Below are 18,520 nucleotides of genomic sequence, written 5' to 3' on the forward strand. Positions count from 1 at the left end.
GGGCATGGGTCGGGAGATATGTCCGGGGCCTCGCCGACCAAGCGCATGCTGAAGACGACTGTGGCCGCCGCCACGGCGGGCGCCGTCGTGTTTGCGCCCATGGCGCCGCTGGCCCAGGAAGTCGGCCGCTCGCGCGATCCGCTGTCGATCAGCGTCGGCCAGAACGACGCCTTCACCCGCGTCGAATTCGGCGGCGTCATCGGGGTGCGTTCGCGCGTCAGCCGCGACGGCGACAAGGTCGTGGTGCGGATGGGCACGACCGCTGCGCCCGATGTGTCGCGCCTGAGGGTTGATCCGCCCGCAGGGGTGAAGTCGGTCGAGACCCGCATGGCGCGGGCGGGCGGCACGGACCTGATCCTGACGCTGGAAGAGGGGGCGGACGCCCGTTCCGGCGTCGCGGACGGGGCGGTGTGGCTGAACCTCTATGCGCCCGGCAAGGCGCCGCAGGGGCCGGATGCGGCCAAGCCCGAAACCACCAAGGCCGTTGTGCCGGTTCGGGCCGAATCCAGCGAACAGAAGACCGTCCTGACCTTCGACTGGGGCGCGCCCGTGGGGGCCGCCGTCTTCCGCCGGGGCGATGCGGTATGGATCGTGTTCGACACGGCCGCGCGGATGGACATGACCGGGGCCAAGGCGCTGGGGCCGGCCAAGGACGCGCACTGGGCGGCGGGGCCGGGCTATACCGCCATGCGGATTGCGGCGCCGGAAGGCCTGGGCGTCTCGGCCCAGGGCCAGGGCGGAACCTGGACCGTGACCATCGGCGGGGTCCAGGCCGCCGCCTCGGGCGTCGAGGTGGACCGTTCGGACGACGGCGCGCCGGTGCTGGTGGCGCAGATGGCCGGGGCGACCAAGGCGATCTGGCTGACCGATCCGCTGGTCGGGGACCGATTCGCGGCGGTGACGGCGCTGGCGCCCGGCAAGGGGTATGCGGGCGGACGCCGCACGGTCGACCTGACCTTGATCCCGACGGCGCAGGGCCTGGCGATCGAGACGGGCGCCGACGATCTGAAGATCGAGGCGGCGGGCGATCTGGTGACGCTGAGCCGGCCCAAGGGGCTGACGCTGTCGGCGCCGACGGCGGGGCTGGAGACCGGCGACCAGGCGGCCGACGCGCCCAAGCGGGCGGCCCATCCGGCCCTGATCGACGAGACCTGGGCGACGACGGGCGAGGCGGGGTTCTCGGATCGTTATCGCCGGCTGCAGGACGCGGCGGGACTGGAGACGATCGCGGCGAGCGACAATCCGCGCGCGCCGATCGAGGCGCGGATGGCGCTGGCGCGGTTCCTGGTCGGGTCGGGCCTGAACTATGAGGCCATCGGCGTGCTGAACGCCCTGATCGCCAAGGCGCCCAATCTGCAGGGCGAGCCCGAGGTGCGAGGCCTGCGCGGCGTGGCGCGCGTCGGCATCGGACGGCTGGCAGAGGCCCAGGTCGATTTCTCGGGCGCCGCCCTGACCAACGACCCGGCGACCAAGGTCTGGCTGGGCTATATCGCCTCGGAGATGGGCGACTGGGAGGGGGCGCGTCGCAACTTCGCCGCCGGGGCCTCCGTGATCGACGACTTCCCCAAGGAATGGCGCGCGCGGTTCGGCGCGGCCCACGCCATGGCGGCCATCCAGTTGAACGACCTGCCCGCCGCCCAGCAACTGCTGGCCTATGTGTTCAGCCAGGACGCACCGGCGGTCGATCAGCTGACGGCGCGGCTGGTGCAGGCGCGGATGTTCGACCTGAACGGCGACAAGGATCGGGCGCTGGCGATCTACAAGGCCGTGGCGCGCGCCCCGCTGGACGGAATCGCGACACCGGCCAAACTGGGCGCCATCAGCCTGGAGCTGGACAAGGGCGCGATCACCCCGGATCAGGCGACGGCGCGGCTGGAACAGCTGAAGTGGCGCTGGCGCGGGGATGCGACCGAGATGGCGGTCGTGCGCAAGCTGTCGGGCATCTATTTGCAACAGGGTCGATACCGCGAGGCGCTGGACGCCCTGCGCGGGGCGGGCAAGCGGATGGCGGGCGTACCGGGCGCGGCCGAGGTCCAGGCCGACCAATCCAACGCCTTCCGCGCCCTATTCCTGGAAGGGGCGGCGGACGGGTTGCAGCCGGTGCAGGCGCTGGCCCTGTTCTATGATTTCCGCGAACTGACGCCCATCGGGGCCGACGGGGACGAGATGGTGCGCCGCCTGTCGCGCCGCCTGATCGACGTCGACCTGCTGGACCAGGCCGCCGAACTGCTGAAACATCAGGTGGACGAGCGGCTGGACGGCGTGGCCAAGGCCCAGGTCGCCACCAACCTGGCCACCGTCTATCTGATGGACCGCCAGCCCGAGAAGGCCTTGCAGGCCATCTGGGGCTCGCGCACCACCCTGTTGCCCAATGCGATGAACAGCGAGCGCCGGGCGCTGGAGGCCCGCGCCCTGATGGACCTGGGCCGGTTCGATCATGCGCAGGAGGTGCTGGACCGCGACCAGTCGGCCCCGGCGCGCGAGGTGCGGGCCGACATCTTCTGGAAACAGCAGAAATGGGCCGATGCGGCGCCGGTCTACGAGGCGCGCCTGGGCGAGCGGTACAAGACGGCGGGGGCGCTCACGCCGGCCGAGGAAAGCTGGCTGATCCGGGCGGGCGTGGGCTATTCGCTGAGCGGCGACCGGGCCGCGCTGCAAAGACTGAACGCCCGCTATGCGCCCTTCGTCGCCGGGGCGCGGTCGGGATCGGCCATCCGCGTGGCGCTGGACGACAGTCTGTCGGGCGTGGCCGGCGCCGGGGACTTCGCCGGATTGTCGACCCAGGCGGACACCTTCGTCGGCTGGGTCAACAGCGCCAAACAGGCGTTCAGAAAAGAAGCGGAGGCGAAAGCCGCCGCCTGAAATTGAAACGGGCGGAGATCGCGTCGCGACCCCCGCCCGTCGAAGCGTCTATTGATCCTCCCCCGTGCTTTACGGGGGAGGGGGACCACGAAGTGGTGGAGGGGGCGGACCCAAACACCGGTGGTGCGGTAGCCCCCTCCACCGCCTGACGGCGGTCCCCCTCCCCCGCGATGCGGGGGAGGATCTAAGGCTTAGCCGTTGACGGCGTCCTTCAGGGGCTTGGACACGCGGAAGCGCACGGCCTTGGAGGCGGCGATCTTGATGGTCGCGCCGGTGGCCGGGTTGCGGCCTTCGCGCTCGGCGCGGGCGGCGGTGTCGAAGACGCCCAGGTTCGAGATGCGGATGTCGCCGCCCGACTTCAGGGTCGAGTGGATGTTTTCGACGATGGCGGTCAGCACCTTGCCGGCGTCGGCCTGCGAGACACCGGCGTCTTTGGCGACGGCGGCGATCAGTTCGGCTTGAGTGGTCATAAGAAGCGTTTCCAGTGTTAGTCGCCCGATTCCGGGCGAGGACCGGGGGATCAACACGGATTTTGACCGGCTTTGCAAGCGTCTATGACGCTGAAAGCCATATGGGGCGGGGGATTATCCGGTACCGGACGCTCGCTGGAAGCTCTCGACCAGGCTTCCGGCGACCAGTCGCCAGCCGTCCACCAGCACGAAGAAGATCAACTTGAACGGCAGGGACACCACCACCGGGGGCAACATCATCATACCCATGGACATCAGCACGCTGGCCACCACCAGATCGATCACAAGGAACGGAACGAAAAGGAGAAATCCGATTTCGAACGCCTTCTTCAGCTCGCTGATCATGAAGGCCGGGGTGACCACGCGCAGGGGCAGTTCCTGGACGTTCTGAGGCGGCTCGATGTTGCTGAGGCGGGTGAACAGGGCCAGGTCCCCGCGGTCCACCTGGGCCAGCATGAAGGTTTTCACGGGTTCCGACGCCAGATCGAAGGCCTGGGGCAGTTCGATCTGCTGATCCATCAGCGGGCGGATGCCCGAATCATAGGCGTCCTGCCAGGTCGGGGCCATGACGATGGCGGAAAGGAACAGCGCCAGGGACACCAGGACGGCGTTCGGCGGCGACTGCTGCATGCCCAGCGCTGTGCGCAGCAGCGACAGGACGACGATGATCCGCACGAAGCTGGTGGTCATGATGACGATGGACGGCGCCAGCGACAGCACGGTCATCAGGCCGACCAGCTGGACCACGCGCTGGGTCAGGCCGGCGCCGGTGCCCAGGTCGATGTTGAGGGCCGAACCGCTCTGCGCCGCCTGCTGGGCCAGGGCCGCGACGGGCCAGGCCAGGCAGACCAGGGTGGTGAACAGCGACAGCAGGGCCGCGCGTTTGATCTCTGCGCCCGTGGGTTTGACGAACAGGGCGGGTTTTATGACGGCTGTGCGTTTCACAGGCCGCCTCCCGGTTGGCCGAGCTTTGTCTGGCCGAGGTTGGTCTGGCGCGGTTCGATCAGTTCGCGACCTTCGCCCAGCAGGATCAGCCGTTCCTCGTCGTCGACGCGGACCAGGACCAGGCGGCGGGCGGGATCCAGGACCAGGGTCTCGACCACCTGAAGCCGGCGGGCGCCGCGTTCGGCGCTGAGCTTGGCCAGCAGCTGGGGCGCATAGCGGCGCGCGGCCCAGGCCACGATCCCGATCAGGCCGAGGGTGAAGGCCAGGCCGAAGACCGCCCGGACGAGATCGAGGAAATTCATGACGCTTTGAGGCCCCGCGCAGTCGGCGCTTAGGAGGCGAATGTTAACCACCACGGTTAACGAGGCGTTGAGATAAGGGGTTATTAACCATGCAGGCGGCATTTTCTGCCCATTGCGCGCATCCGCGTCGCACGGGAGATCGCCATGGGCGTCGCCGACATACCGCTGCTGGGGCAGATCAAGGGCCGGCTGGGCTGGCTGGACGAGCGTCAGCGCGTGATCGCCGAGAACGTCGCAAACGCCGATACGCCCGGCTTCGTCGGCCGTGACCTGAAGCAGCCGACAGACTTCGCCGCCGCCATGCGGTCGGGCGGGGGGCTGCAGATGGTGCGCACCAATGCGGCCCATATCGCGCCCGCCGGTTCGCCGGTGCGGTTCGATCCGACCAAGTCGCCGGATTCGGAGACCACGCTGGACGGCAACTCGGTCGTGGTCGAGGAGCAGATGCTGAAGATGGCCGAGAGCCGCATGGCCTATGACGCCGCCATCGGCTTCTACCAGAAATCCATGTCCATGATCCGCATGGCGGCGCGCAAGCCCGGCGCGGCCTGACCCAGAGGACTGACCCATGCCTGATCCCATCGCGCCCTCGAACAGCACCATGGCCGTAGCGGCCTCGGCCCTGAAGGCCCAGCAGTCGCGCATGCGCGTGATCGCCGAGAACATCGCCAACGCCCAGTCGACGGCCCGCACGCCGGGCGGCGAGCCCTATCGCCGCCAGATCCCCGTCTTCCAGGCGCGCGAGGTCGATGGCGCGACCGGGGTGACTTTAGCCGAGGTCCGGCCCGATCAGGGGGACTTCAAGATGGACTACGACCCGTCGCACCCGGCCGCGAACGCCCAGGGCTATGTGATGCGGCCGAACGTGGACACTCTGGTCGAGGCCATGGACATGCGCGAGGCGCAGCGCGCCTACGAAGCCAATCTGAACGTCATCGAGACGGCGCGGTCGATGGACAGCCGCACCCTCGACATCATCAAACGCTGAGGCCTAAGCCATGAACCCGATGATGGCCGCCAAGGCCTATGCCGCCGTCCAGGGCGGCGCCATGCCGACCGGGCTTTCCGGCGCAGCGCAGGCACCGGGCGCCGGCGACGGCGGCTTCGCCGATCTGGTCAAGAACGCCATGACCGACATGACCCAGCAGTCGCGCGCGGCCGAGACCCAGATGACGAAATCGGTCCAGGGTCAGGGCAATCTGATCGACGTGGTGACCGCGCTCAGCTCGGCCGAGGCGTCGCTGGAGACGGTGATCTCGGTGCGCGACCAGGTGATTTCCGCCTACAAGGAAATCATGGCGATGCCGATCTGAGGGCGTTAAGGCGCTCCCTTGCCCTACCCCCGCACCGGCCAGCCGTGGTCCAGCGGCCCGTGGCCGCCGCCCAGGCCCGGCGCGCGGCGGATCGCCTCGCCGACATAGGCCCAGGCCTCCGCCACCGCGACCTCCAGCGGCCGGCCCAGCGCCAGGCCTGCCGCGCACGCACTCGCCAGGGTGCAGCCGGTGCCGTGGGTGTGGCGGGTGTCGATCCGTTCGGCCTCCAGAACCGTCTCGCCGTCGCCGGTCATCAACAGGTCGATCACCGTCGGCCCCGACACATGCCCACCCTTCATCAGCACCGCCCGCGCCCCCATGGCCAGCAGGGCCTCGCCCGCCCGCCTCTGGCCATCCAGATCGTGGACGGCGAACCCGGTCAGGGCCTCGGCCTCGGGCGCATTGGGGGTCAGCAGGGCCGCGCGCGGGATCATCAGCGCCTTGACCGCGCTCACCGCCGCGTCGGGCAACAGGGGATGGCCGCCCTTGGCCACCATGACGGGATCGACCACGGCCGGCGAATCGGCTTCGTCCAGCAGGGCGGCGACCGTCTCGACCACCTCGACCGAGCCCAGCATGCCGGTCTTGAACGCATCCGTGCCGATATCCTCCAGCACCGCCCGCGCCTGGGCCGCGATCAGATCCAGCGGCAGCGGATAGACCCCGTGAACCCCCAATGTGTTCTGCACCGTGATCGCCGTGATGGCGGTCGCGGCGAACCCGCCCATCATCGTCACGGCCTTGATGTCGGCCTGGATGCCCGCGCCGCCGCCCGAGTCAGACCCCGCCAGTATCAAGACCCGGCCCTGATGAAGCACGCTCATGCCGCCGCTCCCGAAAACAGCTTCAGCCCGACGATGCCCGCCACGATCAGCAGGATGCACACCGCCCGCACCGCCGTCGCCGGCTCGCCATAGACCAGGACGCCCACCACGGCCGCCCCAACCGCCCCGATGCCGGTCCAGACCGCATAGGCCGTGCCGATCGGCAGCTTCTGTGTGGCGACCCACAACAGGACCATGCTGCCCGCCAGCGCGACCAGCACCCCCAGCGAGGTCCACGGCCGGCTGACGCCTACGTTCTTGAGGCCCGAGGCCCACAGGACCTCCAGCAGACCGGCGACGACCAGCGTCACCCACGGATTGATCGACATCACCCAGGACATAACGACCAGATGGAACAGGCCGTCGTCATGAGCAAGCCGCGATCAGGCTCCGAGAGGCCCCTTGAAGATGAAGAAGGCGCCCAGGCCGATGAAGGGGAACCCGACCAGGTGGTTCACCGTCAGCTTCTCGCCCAGATACAGCACCGAGAAGCCGGCGAAGACCAGCAGGGTGATTACCTCCTGCATCGTCTTCAGCTCCGCCGCCGAATAGACCTGATGCCCGATCCGGTTGGCCGGCACCGCCAGCCAGTATTCGAAGAAGGCCACGCCCCAGCTGACCATGACCGCGATCCAAAGCGGTTTCGGGTCGCCCTTCAGATGCCCATACCAGGCATAGGTCATGAAGATGTTCGACGCGACCAGCAGCAGGATGGGCGTGACATAGGGGCTGGGCGTCATGGCTCGACTCAGGCTGAGATCGCCAACCTAGCGTCTGCGGCGTCAGGCCGCACGAACTGACCGCGACCCCGGCGGTTTTCATCTTGCGCCACGAGGACCGCGCGATCGATTCTGCCCCAACCTGATCGGAGGACGTGTGATGACCGACGCCTTTCTGGATCGCCTGATCGGCGAATGGACCTATGAGGGTCGCAGTATTCCGGACGACGGACTGGTCCGCACTGGAACCGAGACCGTCGTGCGGCGCGGAGTCTGGCTGGTGATCGAATCCAGCGATGGCGCGCGGTTCCAGCTGGTGTTCGATCCTGACACGGGCCGCGTCGTCGGCGACTTCGTCAACTGGGACCATCCCGGCCTGTGGACCTACGACGGCGCCGTCGAGGACGACCGACTAGCTCTGGCCAGTCGTGGGCCGCGAATGGACGGCACGGATGGCGAGACCGACTATCTGGACGTCTGGGAGATCTTGTCGCCGGATCAGCGGCGGCTGACGGGAAGGGTGTTGGGCGCCGACGGGGAATGGCGCGACTTCACCGTCACCGACTACCGCTGTAGCGACGCCGCCTGACACACAGCCGCCTGCACCTTCAGCGCCTGCACCGTCTCGCGCACATCGTGGACCCGCACCATCCGCGCCCCGCGCCGCGCGCCCTCCAGCGCCAGGGCCAGCGAGCCGCCCAGCCGGTCGGTCGCCTGAACCGCCGTCGGATCAATGGCCTGGATCGTCCGTTTGCGGCTGGCCGCATACAGCACCGGGAACCCCAGCCCGACCAGTTCGCCCAGCCGCGCCGTCAGCGCCATGTTGTGGTCCAGCATCTTGCCGAACCCAATGCCCGGATCCAGCCAGATCTTCTCCCGCGCCGCGCCCGCCGCCATCGCCGCCTCGGCCCGGCTCAGCAGATAGTCCCGCACCTCGGCCACCACGTCGCCATACTGCGGGTCCGCCTGCATCGTGCGGGGCTCGCCCTTCATGTGCATCAGCACCACCTCGCACCCCAACTCCGCCGCGACCGCCGCACTGTCGGGCGCATGGCCCAGCGCCGTCACGTCGTTCCACATCGTCGCCCCGGCCGCGACAGCGGCGCGCGCCACGGCCGGCTTCATCGTATCGACGCTGATCGGGCCGCCCCAGCGCGCGCGGACGCCCGCGATCACCGGCGCGACCCGGTCGATCTCCTCGCCCTCGCCCACCGGCTCGGCGCCCGGCCGCGTGCTCTCGCCGCCGATGTCCAGCACGTCGGCCCCGTCGGCGACCAGCTGCATGGCCCGGTCCACCGCCGCGTCCGTCGAGGCCCACCGCCCCCCGTCCGAGAAGCTGTCGGGCGTCACGTTCACGATCCCCATCACCTGCGACAAGGCGGCCGTCCGCGCGGTTTGACTTTCATGGGCCATGGGACCAGCCTCTAGCCGTGATCACTCAGCCCGTCAGCCAGGCTCGACGCCTTTCTTACGCAGGACGCCTCGTCGCAGGCGACTGACCCGGAACGGCCGCGCGCCCTTCGCCCCGTTCCGGGCATCGATCCACCTCCTGAAAACCGCCAGCGCCCCCGCCGTCCTGTCACGGCGCGCGGGCGCTCGCGATCAAGCGAAAGACCTTCCATGATCCCCTTCCCCGCCACATCCGCCCGCCCCGACATCTTCCTCAGCGCCGACGACTTCGACGCCCTCTCCCGCCTCGTCGGCGACATGCCCGGCGAGGGCGTCGCCGGGCTGCTGCAGCAAGAGCTTGAGCGCGCCATCGTCTGCGCCCCCGGCGACCGCCCCTCCGGCGCCGCCCCGCTTCACCGCTGGCTGCACTACATCGACAGCCGCTCGCCCGAGCCGCGCCGCATCCAGATCGTCCTGCCGCACCAGGCCGACATCGACGCGGGAAAGGTTTCGGTCCTGTCCCACGTCGGCGCAGGCCTGATCGGCCTGATGGAAGGCCACACCATCGCCTGGACCTGCCCCTCTGGCGCGGAACGCCGCCTGACGCCGGTCATGGTCGAGGGTCCGGAGGATCCGGCCGACCTCTGACCCGCGACGCCGCCCCAAAAGAAAAACCCGCCGGGAGATCGCTCTCCCGGCGGGCTTCTTATTCAAACCTGAACCTGGGTTCAGTGAACCGTCGGCACGCTGGTCGCGGCCGGCGCGGCGACCGGAACCTCGATGTCGGTTCCGTCCGAAACCGGCGTCACCGGCACCGAGACCGAAGGCCCGGCGTTGGGGAAGTTGTTCTCGTCGCGGTTCGGCGCGACGCCCTTCTCCAGCAGGTCCTTGATCTCCTCGCCCGACAGGGTCTCGTATTCCAGCAGGGCCTGGGACAGTTTCTCGTGGTCCTCGGCCTTGGTCGTCAGGATGTGGCGCGCATCGTCCCAGCCTGCGGACACCAGACGACGAACCTCTTCGTCGATGGTGCGCGCCGTCTCTTCCGAAACGTTCTGGCTGCGCGCGACCGAGTGGCCCAGGAAGACCTCTTCCTGGTTCTCGCCGTAGGCCACCGTGCCCAGCTTCTCGGAGAAGCCCCAGCGCGTGACCATGGCGCGGGCCAGCTTGGTCGCCTGTTCGATGTCCGACGAGGCGCCCGAGGTGATGTTCTCCTTGCCGAAGATCAGCTCCTCGGCCACGCGACCGCCGGCCATGATGGCGATCCGGTCGATCATCTGCTGGTATTTCATCGAATAGCGGTCGCCTTCCGGCAACTGCATCACCATGCCCAGCGCCCGGCCGCGCGGGACGATGGTCGCCTTGTGGACCGGGTCGGCCATCTTGACGTTCATGGCGACGATGGCGTGACCAGCTTCGTGATAGGCGGTCAGGCGCTTTTCTTCCTCGTTCATGGCCATGGAGCGACGCTCGGCGCCCATCAGCACCTTGTCCTTGGCGTCCTCGAAGTCGCGCTGGGTGACCATGCGACGGTCCTTGCGGGCCGCCGTCAGGGCCGCCTCGTTGACCAGATTGGCCAGATCGGCGCCCGAGAAGCCGGGCGTGCCGCGCGCGATGGTCTTGGTGTTCACGTCGGCGGCCAGGGGCACGTCCTTCATGTGGACGCGCAGGATGCGTTCGCGGCCCGAGACGTCGGGGTTCGGCACCACCACCTGGCGGTCGAAACGGCCGGGACGCAGTAGGGCGGGGTCCAGCACGTCGGGACGGTTGGTGGCGGCGATCAGGATGATGTTCTCGGAGGCTTCGAAACCGTCCATCTCGACCAGCAGCTGGTTCAGCGTCTGTTCGCGCTCGTCATTGCCGCCGCCCAGTCCGGCGCCGCGATGGCGACCGACCGCGTCGATCTCATCGATGAAGATGATGCAGGGGGCATTCTTCTTGGCCTGTTCGAACATGTCGCGAACCCGCGACGCGCCGACGCCGACGAACATCTCGACGAAGTCCGAGCCCGAGATCGAGAAGAAGGGCACGCCCGCCTCGCCTGCGACCGCACGGGCCAGCAGCGTCTTGCCGGTGCCCGGAGGGCCCACCAGAAGCGCACCCTTGGGGATCTTGCCGCCCAGACGCTGGAACTTGCCCGGATCCTTCAGGAAGTCGACGACCTCCTGCAGTTCGTCCTTGGCCTCGTCCACGCCGGCGACGTCGTCGAAGGTCTTGCGACCCTTGTGCTCGGTCAGCAGCTTGGCCTTGGACTTGCCGAAGCCCATGGCGCCCTTCGCCCCGCCCTGCATCTGGCGCATGAAGAAGATCCACACCCCGATCAGCAGCGCGATCGGCAGGATGCCCAACAGCAGGCTCATCCAGATCGACTGGCCGCCCGACTTGGCGTCGATCTCGACGTTGGCCGCCAGCATCTGGGCCACCAGCTGCTCGTTGGGATAGACGGTGGTGGAGGTGAAGCGTTCGCCGCTCTTCAGTTCGCCGGTCACCTTGTCCAGGCGAATGGTCACCTGTTTGACGTCGCCGGCGTTCACCCGCTGCACCAATGTGGAATAGCTCATCACTTCGGGTTTGCCGCCGGGCGGCTGGCCCGCCACGCCGTTCATGGCGCCGCCCTGCGACAGCATCGCATAGCCCGCCAGCAGCGCCATGATGATCACGCCGGTAACGGCCAGATTACGCAGGTTCATTGAGGTCCTCGGTCGTCCGCGAACCCGAGTGGGTCGACGGTCTGGATGTGTCTGCCTGGGAAAATAGGAGCTTAATCAGCGTTACGCTATCGGGTGGCGGAAATCAGGTCGTCTTCGTGCGTCGTTTCGTCCAGCGCCAGCCTGAGCCGTTCCGCGACAAGCGCGCGCCGTTCGACCCCTTCGCCTGCAAGAACCGGCGCCAGACCCCCGTCCCGGACCAGCACAGGCCAGGCTCCGCGCGTCGCCGCCGGCAGGCGATTGATCCACGTCCTGTCGGCATCCGACAAGCTGGACAGCCGCCCCCGCGCCGCCACGACCGACCATCCCGCCTGCTCGGCGCGAAAGGCGAAACGCCTGTCCCACACCGCCTCGACGCCGGGCGCCAGCACCAGCGGTGCCACCCCGCTCCGCCCCAGCTCGCCCGCCTCGCGCATGATCCGCACTCCATCGCCGGCCGCCTCGATCCGCGCGCCGCACAGGGTCGCCGCGAAATCCTCGCCCGCCTTCAGCCGCGCCGTCAAAGCCTGCACCCTTGCCCCGCGCGGCGGCGTCGCCCCGCCGCCGACGCAGACCAACGCCGCCGCCAGCGCCCGCGCCCCAATGTCGCGGGCCACCCTTGCCATCGCCTCGCCGTCCATCGTGGGCCGTCCACCGACCTGCGCCCGTGCATCGTCCATTGCCTGCGGAGCGGCCCCCGCCAGCGCCTGCCGCGCCCGGCTGCGCCCGAACCTCGGATCGGCGTTGGCGGGATCCTCGATCCAGTCCGCTCCCTGCCCGGCCAGCCAGTTCCGCAACACCCCGCGCCGCTCGCCCAACAGGGGCCGCAGCAGCATCAGCCCCCGCCCCTGCGGCCAGGCCGGCGACGGCGACCATTCGCGCACCCGTCCCAGCGTCGAGCCTTGCGCCCGCATCAGATCGGCCTCGGCGATGTCGTCGGCGGTGTGGGCGAACAGCACGACCCGCGCCCCCGCCTCGCGCGCCGCATCGGCGATCAGTTCATGTCGCGCCGCCCGCGCCGCCGCCGTCAGCCCGGTCTGTGGCTTGTCCCCGTCCCAGATCAGCCCGCGCCAGTTGGCCCCCGCCGCCCGCGCGGCCTCTCCGGCGAACGCGGTCCAGCCGCCGCTCTCCACATTCAGGCGATGATCGATGGTCAGGGCCAGCACGCGCCGTCCGCGCGCGCGCGCCCAGTCGGTCGCCAGTCGCAACAGGGCGATGGAATCCCCGCCCCCCGACAGGGCCAAGGCGACAGGCCGCTCCGTCTCTCGCGTCAGTCGTGCATCCAGCCGCGCGAACGCCCGCGCCGTCAGATCATCGTCGGGCGTCAGGCGCACCCGCCCGTGGTCTTCAACTGCGCCGCCCGCGCCTTTTGCGGGTCAGAGGCGGCGGGCGCATAGCGGCGGGTGAACTCGCCCAGAGCCGCACAGCCCTGCGGCTTTCTCTGGGTCGAAAACAGGGCGTCGGCCAGCTTCAGCGTCGTGTCCGCCGCCCAGCCGATGCGCGGCCAGTCCTTCAGCGCGGCGGCGTAGTAGGGCACCGCCCCCGCCTTGTCGTTCGCCGCGACCCGCAGGTCGCCCAGACGCGAGTTCGCCTCGCGCGACTGCGGCGTATCGGGCCAGGCCGCGATCACCGTCTCCAGCGCCCGCTCCCCGCGCGGCCGGTCGCTGGACAGCAGGGCCACAGCCGCCGCCAGGTCCCGCGTCGCATCGCCCGTCGGCGAGGTCGCCTCGATCGGCGCATTCAGCTCGGCCGCCGCCTCCAGCTTCTGGAGACGCGCCTCGGTCTCGGTCAGCCGTGCGGTCAGGGCCTGGTTGTCGCGCGTCGCTTCATCCAGCTGGAAGGTCAGCCGCTCGTTGTCGCCATTGATCCGGCGCACCGTGGCCTCCAGATCGCCCAGCCGCCGATCCATCAGGGCGAACTGTCCCTGCAGGGTCACCACCTCGGGGTCCGGCTCGACCAGAACCGGCTGACCGGCGGCGTTCCTCTGGGTCAGGGCGCGCTCCAGCCGGCGCACATTGCGATCCAGCTGGTCCAGGCGGCGATTGTCCCACTGGGTCCGCTCCATGATGTTGGGCTGGGCTTGTTGCGCGACGGCGGCGCCGCCAATCAGGACGACCCCCAAGGCCGCAGCGGCGAGAAGGTGAACACGAGAGATCGAGAGCTTGGTCATACCTCTAGCTTTCACCGATTTGGGGCCGCCGCAAGGCCGGTCTTCAGTGACCCAGCCCCAGATAGACGATGGCCGTGACGAACAGGCCGACCACGATGTTGCAGAACACCAACAACGCCGTCGTCCGCCACAGGGCCGAGAACCACGACAACGAATAGGCGCCCTTCATCTGGGCGAACATATGCACCGGCACGGCCAGCACCCCCAGGGTGATGACGATCTGACCCAGCCACCCCGCCAGCGTCGCCGACAGCACCATCAGCATCAACAGCATGGCCATGAAGGTCAGCGAATACAGGACATAGACCCCGTGATCGTACAGGGTGAACCCGCGCTTCCACAGGAACAGCAGGGCCACGAACGGGATCGACAACGGCACCAGCAGGAAGGCGAACTTGTACATCGTCTGCTGCAATTTATAGAGCGCCAGGTCCGGGTTCTGCAGCTTCTTCAACACCGTGGCGCCGACGCCGTGACCCTCCTTGTTCGCGTCCTGGCCGACCACCTTCAGCTTGGTCTCGCCCCCTTCGCCGGTCGCCATATCCTTGATGCTGGCCTGCCAGCTGCCGGGCTTCAGCCCGTCGGCGCGGCCGTCGCGCTGTTCGACCTCCAGCCGCGTCAGCGCCGCACGCCGATCCTGGACCAGTTTCTGACCCGCACTCAACGCCATCTGCGTCGCTGAATCCGGCCGGGCGCCGCTGTCGGCGCGGACCTGGGCCAGGGCCGTCTCGGCCTCCGTCAGGTTTTGACGCTGGGCGGCGATCCGCTCGCTCATATCCGCCCCCTCGCCGGTCTTGGATTCCGGGTGAGGCATGAAGCTGAGCGCGAAGAACATCACGAACAGGGTGAACAGGAAGATCGCCAGCGGCGAGAAATAGCGCGACCGTTTCCCCTCGACCCATTCGCGCGTCAGCCGGCCGGGGTTCAGCCACAGCAGCGGCAGGGTGCGCCAGATGCGGGCGTCGAAATGCATGACCCCGTGCAGCAGCTCTTCGCCCAGGTGCAGCAGGGTGCGGTGGACGTGGGTCGGCTGGCCGCAATTGGCGCAGAAGTTGCCGCTGGTAGCCGCGCCGCAGTCGGTACAGAGGCCGTGGGCATGGGCCTCGCCCGCCTTGCCCGTCGGCTTCTCGATCGCGCCCGCGATCAGGCCGCCCGTGACGGCGCCGCCCGCCCCTTCGATATCCATGTCCTGATCCCCCGATCCTTACGGCGACGTTCTTGCCGCCCGCCCGGCGTCAGGACAAGCGCCGAAACGAAAAGAGGCGCCGGCCTTTCAGCCGACGCCCCTTCGCTCTGTTTTCTCAGCCAGTGTTTAGCGAGGCGCGCCCGACACGATGGCGGTGTGGGCGTTGCGGTTGCGCGCGAAGGAATCCTCGCTCGACCCTTCCGCGATCGGCCGCTCCTTGCCGAAGCTGATGGTGTCGATCCGGCCCGCCGGAATGCCGCGGTTGATCAGATAGGTGCGCACCGATTCGGCGCGGCGGGCGCCCAGGGCCAGGTTGTATTCGCGCGTGCCGCGTTCGTCGGCGTTGCCTTCGATGCGGATCGTCACCGACGGATAGCGTTGCAGCCACTGCGCCTGGGCGTCCAGGCGCGGCATGGCCTCGGGACGGACCTCATAGGAATCCAGGTCGAAATAGATGCGGTCGCCGACGTTGACGACGAAGTCCTGCTCGGTGCCCGGCGCGGCCGAACCCATCTCGCCACCGGTCACAGGGCCTGTCGGGGCGGTCGGATAGGCCGGGCCCGTCGGCTGCGTCGTGCCGTCGTTGGGACCAGGCACGCCGGTCTCGACCGGGGGCTTGCGGGTGCAGGCGGCCATGGCGGCGACGGCGCAGCCCACCATCGCCAGCTTGAGAATGCGGGAAGTCTTCATGAGGTCGTCTCCTGACGGTGTTTCTTATGCGAGGCCGCAGCCCTCAAGCTTGGCGTTACTGTCTGCCTTGGGCGATTTTTCGGCGCCAGTGGCGGTAACGCACAGTTCAGCTTTAAGGCTCCGATGTGATCGGCGCAGCGTTTAGGACGGACAGCTGTCCGCGCCCTGGTTCGTGCCCAGATTGGTCGGCGGGCGATCCAGCAGCGGCGACCAGGCAGGGTCGGTGCCGCGCCCGTTATAGCCCGCCTGCGACACCACCCGACCCGACAGGTCCACGGTCCACAGGCGCGTATCGCCACCGCGCGTCTGGCGCGCGAACATGACGTAACGGCCGTTGGGCGCCCAGTTCGGGCCTTCCTCGAAATAGCTGGACGACAGGATGCGCTCGCCCGATCCGTCCGAGTTCATGACCCCGGTCGAGAACTGGCCGCCGCCTTGTTTGGTGAAGGCGATCAGATTGCCGGTCGGGCTCCACGACGGCGCCGTATACAGGCCGCCCCCGCGCGAGATCGGCCGCTGGCCCGATCCGTCCGAGCGCATGACATACAGGCGCGCCGACCCCGAACGGTCCGAAGTGAAGACGATCTGGCTGCCGTCCGGGCTGAACGAGGGCGAGGTGTCGATGCCGGGGTCGTTGGTCAGGCGCGTGATCTGGCGGCTGCGCAGATCCATCACATAGACGTCGGTATTGCCGCCCCGGATGATCGAGAAGGCGATCTTGTTGCCGTCGTTGGAGAAGCGCGGCGCCAGCACCTGACCGTCGAACTCGCCCAGGCTCTCGCGCCGGCCGGTCGTCAGATTGTACAGATAGATGCGGCTGTAATCCTTGCCCAGCGCCACATAGGTGATCTCGTCGGGCTGCGACAGCGAGAAGCGCGGCGACATGATCACCTCGTCGCCCTGCGTCAGATAGGTCGGGTTGAACCCGTCCTGATCGGCGATGGTCAGGCGGTTGATCCGGTTCAGCTGCGTGCCCTCTTCGGATACGAAGATCACGCGGGAATCGAAGAAGCCGCTCTCGCCCGTCATCCGCTGATAGATGACGTCCGAAATCTTGTGCGCGATCCGGCGCCACTGTTCCTGGGTCGCCGTGAACTGATAGCTGACCAGCTGGCACTGGCGATACGGATCATACAGGCGGAAGCCCACGTCCAGCCGCCCGTCGCCGCGCGTCGTCACCCCGCCGTACAACACCGCCTGCGCCCCGATCTGGGTCCACTGCGGAAAGTTCGGCGCATTGGCCAACGTCAGCCCCGTCTCGATGAAGCTGGACGGGTTCAGCGGCTCGAAGAAGCCCGACCGTTTCAGATTGCCGCTGACCACGTTCGAGATGTCCGACCCGTGCGTCCCCGCAAACGGCACGACCGCGATCTGCAACGGCCGCAACACGCCCTGATCGACCACGACATCCTGGGTCTGGCCCGAGGCGGCAGGCATCGCCGCCTGAGCCTGGACGGAGCTTTGCACCAGGGCGCCGGCCGTCACGATGACGGCGGCGGAGGCCATAAGAAGGTTCAGTCGCATGCTTGTTTCCCTCGGTAGTCCAGAGACACGTTCGACCCTTATCGGCAGGTCGTATCGGTTTCGCCACGCTTCACGGCGATTGGGGCTTATTTTCGGACCGGCGCCCTAGCGATTTCCGCATTGGCGCGCGGTTTCGAAGCGGAACGGCACTTCCTGAGCCTGAAAGCCCGCCGGTACATTGAAGGGTGCGGTGGCCCGAAGCGCACGCAACATGGCGTCCGACGCGGCCCTGCCGGTCGCATCGCTGCGCGGCTGTTCGAGTCTGGGCGTGCCGACGATCTGACCGTCGGCCGTCAGCCGCACCGTCACTCGGATGACCAGCGAATCCATGCCCGGCAGATCGCAGTTCAGGTTCCAGTTCGGCGTAACCTGGGCGCCCAGCGCGGCCAGCTGCGGCCCTGTCGCTCGGCTGGCGGCTCCGCTGCCGGTCTGACCCGTCGCCGGTCGGCCGCGATTGCTATTGGGGCGCGTCGGTCCGGCCAGGGCGTCCAGGTCCAGGCTCGGCTCGGGCCGTTGCGGGGCCGGACGGGCGGGCGCGGGCGTCGCCGGACGCGGATTGGTCGGGGCCTTGGTCGCCGGCGCTGGCGTCGCCGGCTGGGGCCGGGGGGGCGTCGGGCGCGGCGTGGGGGTCGGCGTAGGCGCGGGCGCAGGCCGCGCCGGCGTGGGTCGAGGGGGCGTCGGCGTCGGACGCGGTGCGGGCTGGGGCGGCGTCGGCTGGGGCGTGGGCGGAACCGGATCGGGCTGCTGCACCGGCGCGGTCGCGGCGTCGTCGGGCGACGGTTCGGGCTGGGGATTGTCGGCGGCGGCGGCCTGGATCACCTCTTCCGAGACGATGGTCACCGGCACCGAGGCCACCAGCGGCGTCTCGTCCTCGTCCACCTTGTGCGACACCATCAAGAAGGCGAGCGCGACTGCCCCGGCGTGCAGGGCGAGGGATCCGAGGATCGCTGGGCTCGGACGACGCAAGGGGCTCAGGCCTCCGGCGCCGTGTCGGTGATCAGGTTCAGCTTGGTGAAGCCCGAGGCGCTGAGCCGCGCCATCACCCGCGCCACCGCCTGATAGGGCGCGCGTCCGTCGGCCCGCACGAACACCGGCCGTTCCGACGCCTGTTCCGCGCCGCCAGCCTCAGTCAGCAACCGCGTCGACAGCTGGTCGAACGCCGTCTCGCTGTCGCCGACGAAGATGGCGCCCTGCTGGTCGATGCTGACCGACAGGGGTTCCGACTTGATCTCGACCGCGCTGGCCTCGGTCTTGGGCAGTTCCACCGGCACGCCGACCGTCAGCAACGGCGCCGAGATCATGAAGATGATCAGCAGCACCAGCATCACATCCACCAGGGGCGTGACGTTGATCTCGGTCAGAGGCCCTTTACGCCCCCGCCGTCCACGACGACCCCCGCCGCCGCTCGAACCACCGCCCCCACCGCCACCAAGCGCCATGGC

General features: G+C 68.8%; 21 protein-coding genes. 6 read left to right on the top strand and 15 right to left on the bottom strand.

From position 1 onward, the window contains the following. Positions 1–18 precede the first annotated feature (18 nt). On the top strand, positions 19–2,862 hold the full coding sequence (locus ACP69V_RS13095; RefSeq protein WP_426024266.1) for a tetratricopeptide repeat protein: 2,844 nt from the start codon (positions 19–21) through the stop codon (positions 2,860–2,862). Positions 2,863–3,053: 191 nt separating this feature from the next. Here the strand turns inward: ACP69V_RS13095 and ACP69V_RS13100 are convergent, their stop codons facing one another. From ACP69V_RS13100 to ACP69V_RS13110, 3 genes are all read right to left on the bottom strand, one after another. Continuing rightward, entirely contained in the window at positions 3,054–3,332 is a 279-nt protein-coding gene (locus tag ACP69V_RS13100; protein WP_087120554.1) for an HU family DNA-binding protein, read from the bottom strand. Positions 3,333–3,446: 114 nt separating this feature from the next. Beyond that, positions 3,447–4,259, bottom strand: coding sequence for a flagellar type III secretion system pore protein FliP (gene fliP / locus ACP69V_RS13105; protein ID WP_346494683.1), 813 nt, complete (start codon positions 4,257–4,259; stop codon positions 3,447–3,449). A gap of 14 nt (positions 4,260–4,273) precedes the next feature. Continuing rightward, the gene (locus ACP69V_RS13110; protein ID WP_426024267.1) at positions 4,274–4,579 is read right to left on the bottom strand and encodes a FliO/MopB family protein; all 306 of its coding nucleotides are present in this window, start codon (positions 4,577–4,579) and stop codon (positions 4,274–4,276) included. Between the two features lie 144 nt (positions 4,580–4,723). Here ACP69V_RS13110 and flgB point away from each other — a divergent pair, with 144 nt between their 5' ends. The 3 genes from flgB to fliE are packed head-to-tail and all read left to right on the top strand — an operon-like array spanning position 4,724 to position 5,892. Further along, complete coding sequence (gene flgB / locus ACP69V_RS13115; protein ID WP_346494188.1) at positions 4,724–5,131, top strand: flagellar basal body rod protein FlgB; 408 nt, start codon at positions 4,724–4,726, stop codon at positions 5,129–5,131. A 16-nt stretch (positions 5,132–5,147) separates the two neighbouring features. Then, positions 5,148–5,567: a flagellar basal body rod protein FlgC gene (gene flgC, locus ACP69V_RS13120; RefSeq protein WP_197458415.1), complete on the top strand. Its 420-nt coding sequence runs from the start codon at positions 5,148–5,150 to the stop codon at positions 5,565–5,567. A gap of 10 nt (positions 5,568–5,577) precedes the next feature. After that, positions 5,578–5,892, top strand: coding sequence for a flagellar hook-basal body complex protein FliE (gene fliE / locus ACP69V_RS13125; protein WP_346494190.1), 315 nt, complete (start codon positions 5,578–5,580; stop codon positions 5,890–5,892). 23 nt (positions 5,893–5,915) lie between these two features. Here fliE and thiD read toward each other — a convergent pair whose 3' ends face one another. From thiD to ACP69V_RS13140, 3 genes are read right to left on the bottom strand one after another with little or no spacing between them, the layout of a single operon-like run. Beyond that, positions 5,916–6,716, bottom strand: coding sequence for a bifunctional hydroxymethylpyrimidine kinase/phosphomethylpyrimidine kinase (thiD, locus tag ACP69V_RS13130; RefSeq protein WP_426024268.1), 801 nt, complete (start codon positions 6,714–6,716; stop codon positions 5,916–5,918). Then, positions 6,713–7,057, bottom strand: a complete 345-nt coding sequence (locus tag ACP69V_RS13135) for a DMT family transporter (RefSeq protein WP_426024269.1) — start codon at positions 7,055–7,057, stop codon at positions 6,713–6,715. The genes thiD and ACP69V_RS13135 overlap by 4 nt, the downstream gene beginning before the upstream one ends. A gap of 42 nt (positions 7,058–7,099) precedes the next feature. Further along, positions 7,100–7,456 (bottom strand): DMT family protein, encoded by a 357-nt coding sequence (locus ACP69V_RS13140; RefSeq protein ID WP_426024270.1) that lies wholly within the window; start codon positions 7,454–7,456, stop codon positions 7,100–7,102. Between the two features lie 139 nt (positions 7,457–7,595). Between ACP69V_RS13140 and ACP69V_RS13145 the strand changes: the two genes are divergently transcribed. Further along, positions 7,596–8,024, top strand: coding sequence for a DUF1579 family protein (locus ACP69V_RS13145; protein WP_426024271.1), 429 nt, complete (start codon positions 7,596–7,598; stop codon positions 8,022–8,024). On the opposite strand, the gene folP is transcribed toward ACP69V_RS13145, so the two are convergent. Continuing rightward, positions 8,000–8,848, bottom strand: coding sequence for a dihydropteroate synthase (folP, locus tag ACP69V_RS13150; RefSeq protein WP_426024272.1), 849 nt, complete (start codon positions 8,846–8,848; stop codon positions 8,000–8,002). The two genes, ACP69V_RS13145 and folP, sit on opposite strands and share 25 nt — an antisense overlap. A gap of 207 nt (positions 8,849–9,055) precedes the next feature. On the opposite strand from folP, the gene ACP69V_RS13155 reads away from it, so the two are divergent. After that, a complete protein-coding gene (locus ACP69V_RS13155) occupies positions 9,056–9,472 on the top strand; it encodes a GreA/GreB family elongation factor (RefSeq protein ID WP_426024273.1) in 417 nt (138 codons plus the stop codon). Positions 9,473–9,552: 80 nt separating this feature from the next. Here ACP69V_RS13155 and ftsH read toward each other — a convergent pair whose 3' ends face one another. From ftsH to tolR, 8 genes are all read right to left on the bottom strand, one after another. Further along, positions 9,553–11,511 (bottom strand): ATP-dependent zinc metalloprotease FtsH, encoded by a 1,959-nt coding sequence (ftsH, locus tag ACP69V_RS13160; protein ID WP_426024274.1) that lies wholly within the window; start codon positions 11,509–11,511, stop codon positions 9,553–9,555. Between the two features lie 86 nt (positions 11,512–11,597). Next, a complete protein-coding gene (gene tilS, locus ACP69V_RS13165; protein WP_426024275.1) occupies positions 11,598–12,842 on the bottom strand; it encodes a tRNA lysidine(34) synthetase TilS in 1,245 nt (414 codons plus the stop codon). Then, a complete protein-coding gene (locus ACP69V_RS13170) occupies positions 12,833–13,678 on the bottom strand; it encodes a tol-pal system protein (RefSeq protein ID WP_426024276.1) in 846 nt (281 codons plus the stop codon). Before ACP69V_RS13170 ends, tilS begins: the two co-directional genes overlap by 10 nt. Positions 13,679–13,721: 43 nt before the next feature. Further along, positions 13,722–14,864: a DUF3667 domain-containing protein gene (locus ACP69V_RS13175; protein ID WP_426024277.1), complete on the bottom strand. Its 1,143-nt coding sequence runs from the start codon at positions 14,862–14,864 to the stop codon at positions 13,722–13,724. 126 nt (positions 14,865–14,990) lie between these two features. Continuing rightward, positions 14,991–15,554 carry a peptidoglycan-associated lipoprotein Pal gene (gene pal, locus ACP69V_RS13180; protein ID WP_346494213.1) on the bottom strand — a complete coding sequence of 188 codons (564 nt, stop codon included), beginning with the start codon at positions 15,552–15,554 and terminating at the stop codon, positions 14,991–14,993. A gap of 141 nt (positions 15,555–15,695) precedes the next feature. Then, positions 15,696–17,078 (bottom strand): Tol-Pal system beta propeller repeat protein TolB, encoded by a 1,383-nt coding sequence (tolB, locus tag ACP69V_RS13185; protein ID WP_426024278.1) that lies wholly within the window; start codon positions 17,076–17,078, stop codon positions 15,696–15,698. A 105-nt stretch (positions 17,079–17,183) separates the two neighbouring features. Next, the gene (locus ACP69V_RS13190; RefSeq protein WP_426024279.1) at positions 17,184–18,044 is read right to left on the bottom strand and encodes a hypothetical protein; all 861 of its coding nucleotides are present in this window, start codon (positions 18,042–18,044) and stop codon (positions 17,184–17,186) included. A 5-nt stretch (positions 18,045–18,049) separates the two neighbouring features. Then, the gene (tolR, locus tag ACP69V_RS13195) at positions 18,050–18,517 is read right to left on the bottom strand and encodes a protein TolR (RefSeq protein ID WP_426024280.1); all 468 of its coding nucleotides are present in this window, start codon (positions 18,515–18,517) and stop codon (positions 18,050–18,052) included. Between the last annotated feature and the right edge of the window lie 3 nt (positions 18,518–18,520).

The sequence above is a fragment of the Brevundimonas sp. PWP3-1b1 genome, from assembly GCF_049896065.1.
Taxonomy (GTDB): domain Bacteria; phylum Pseudomonadota; class Alphaproteobacteria; order Caulobacterales; family Caulobacteraceae; genus Brevundimonas; species Brevundimonas intermedia_B.

Coding starts and splice junctions, on each gene's coding strand:
- ACP69V_RS13100 (WP_087120554.1), bottom strand. CDS start 3,332: ATGACCACTCAAGCCGAACTGATCGCCGCCGTCGCCAAAGACGCCGGT.
- tolR (WP_426024280.1), bottom strand. CDS start 18,517: ATGGCGCTTGGTGGCGGTGGGGGCGGTGGTTCGAGCGGCGGCGGGGGT.
- pal (WP_346494213.1), bottom strand. CDS start 15,554: ATGAAGACTTCCCGCATTCTCAAGCTGGCGATGGTGGGCTGCGCCGTC.
- flgB (WP_346494188.1), top strand. CDS start 4,724: ATGGGCGTCGCCGACATACCGCTGCTGGGGCAGATCAAGGGCCGGCTG.
- ACP69V_RS13145 (WP_426024271.1), top strand. CDS start 7,596: ATGACCGACGCCTTTCTGGATCGCCTGATCGGCGAATGGACCTATGAG.
- ACP69V_RS13135 (WP_426024269.1), bottom strand. CDS start 7,057: ATGTCCTGGGTGATGTCGATCAATCCGTGGGTGACGCTGGTCGTCGCC.
- ACP69V_RS13175 (WP_426024277.1), bottom strand. CDS start 14,864: ATGGATATCGAAGGGGCGGGCGGCGCCGTCACGGGCGGCCTGATCGCG.
- ACP69V_RS13155 (WP_426024273.1), top strand. CDS start 9,056: ATGATCCCCTTCCCCGCCACATCCGCCCGCCCCGACATCTTCCTCAGC.
- tolB (WP_426024278.1), bottom strand. CDS start 17,078: ATGCGACTGAACCTTCTTATGGCCTCCGCCGCCGTCATCGTGACGGCC.
- ftsH (WP_426024274.1), bottom strand. CDS start 11,511: ATGAACCTGCGTAATCTGGCCGTTACCGGCGTGATCATCATGGCGCTG.
- thiD (WP_426024268.1), bottom strand. CDS start 6,716: ATGAGCGTGCTTCATCAGGGCCGGGTCTTGATACTGGCGGGGTCTGAC.
- ACP69V_RS13170 (WP_426024276.1), bottom strand. CDS start 13,678: ATGACCAAGCTCTCGATCTCTCGTGTTCACCTTCTCGCCGCTGCGGCC.
- flgC (WP_197458415.1), top strand. CDS start 5,148: ATGCCTGATCCCATCGCGCCCTCGAACAGCACCATGGCCGTAGCGGCC.
- ACP69V_RS13110 (WP_426024267.1), bottom strand. CDS start 4,579: ATGAATTTCCTCGATCTCGTCCGGGCGGTCTTCGGCCTGGCCTTCACC.
- ACP69V_RS13140 (WP_426024270.1), bottom strand. CDS start 7,456: ATGACGCCCAGCCCCTATGTCACGCCCATCCTGCTGCTGGTCGCGTCG.
- fliE (WP_346494190.1), top strand. CDS start 5,578: ATGAACCCGATGATGGCCGCCAAGGCCTATGCCGCCGTCCAGGGCGGC.
- folP (WP_426024272.1), bottom strand. CDS start 8,848: ATGGCCCATGAAAGTCAAACCGCGCGGACGGCCGCCTTGTCGCAGGTG.
- ACP69V_RS13095 (WP_426024266.1), top strand. CDS start 19: ATGTCCGGGGCCTCGCCGACCAAGCGCATGCTGAAGACGACTGTGGCC.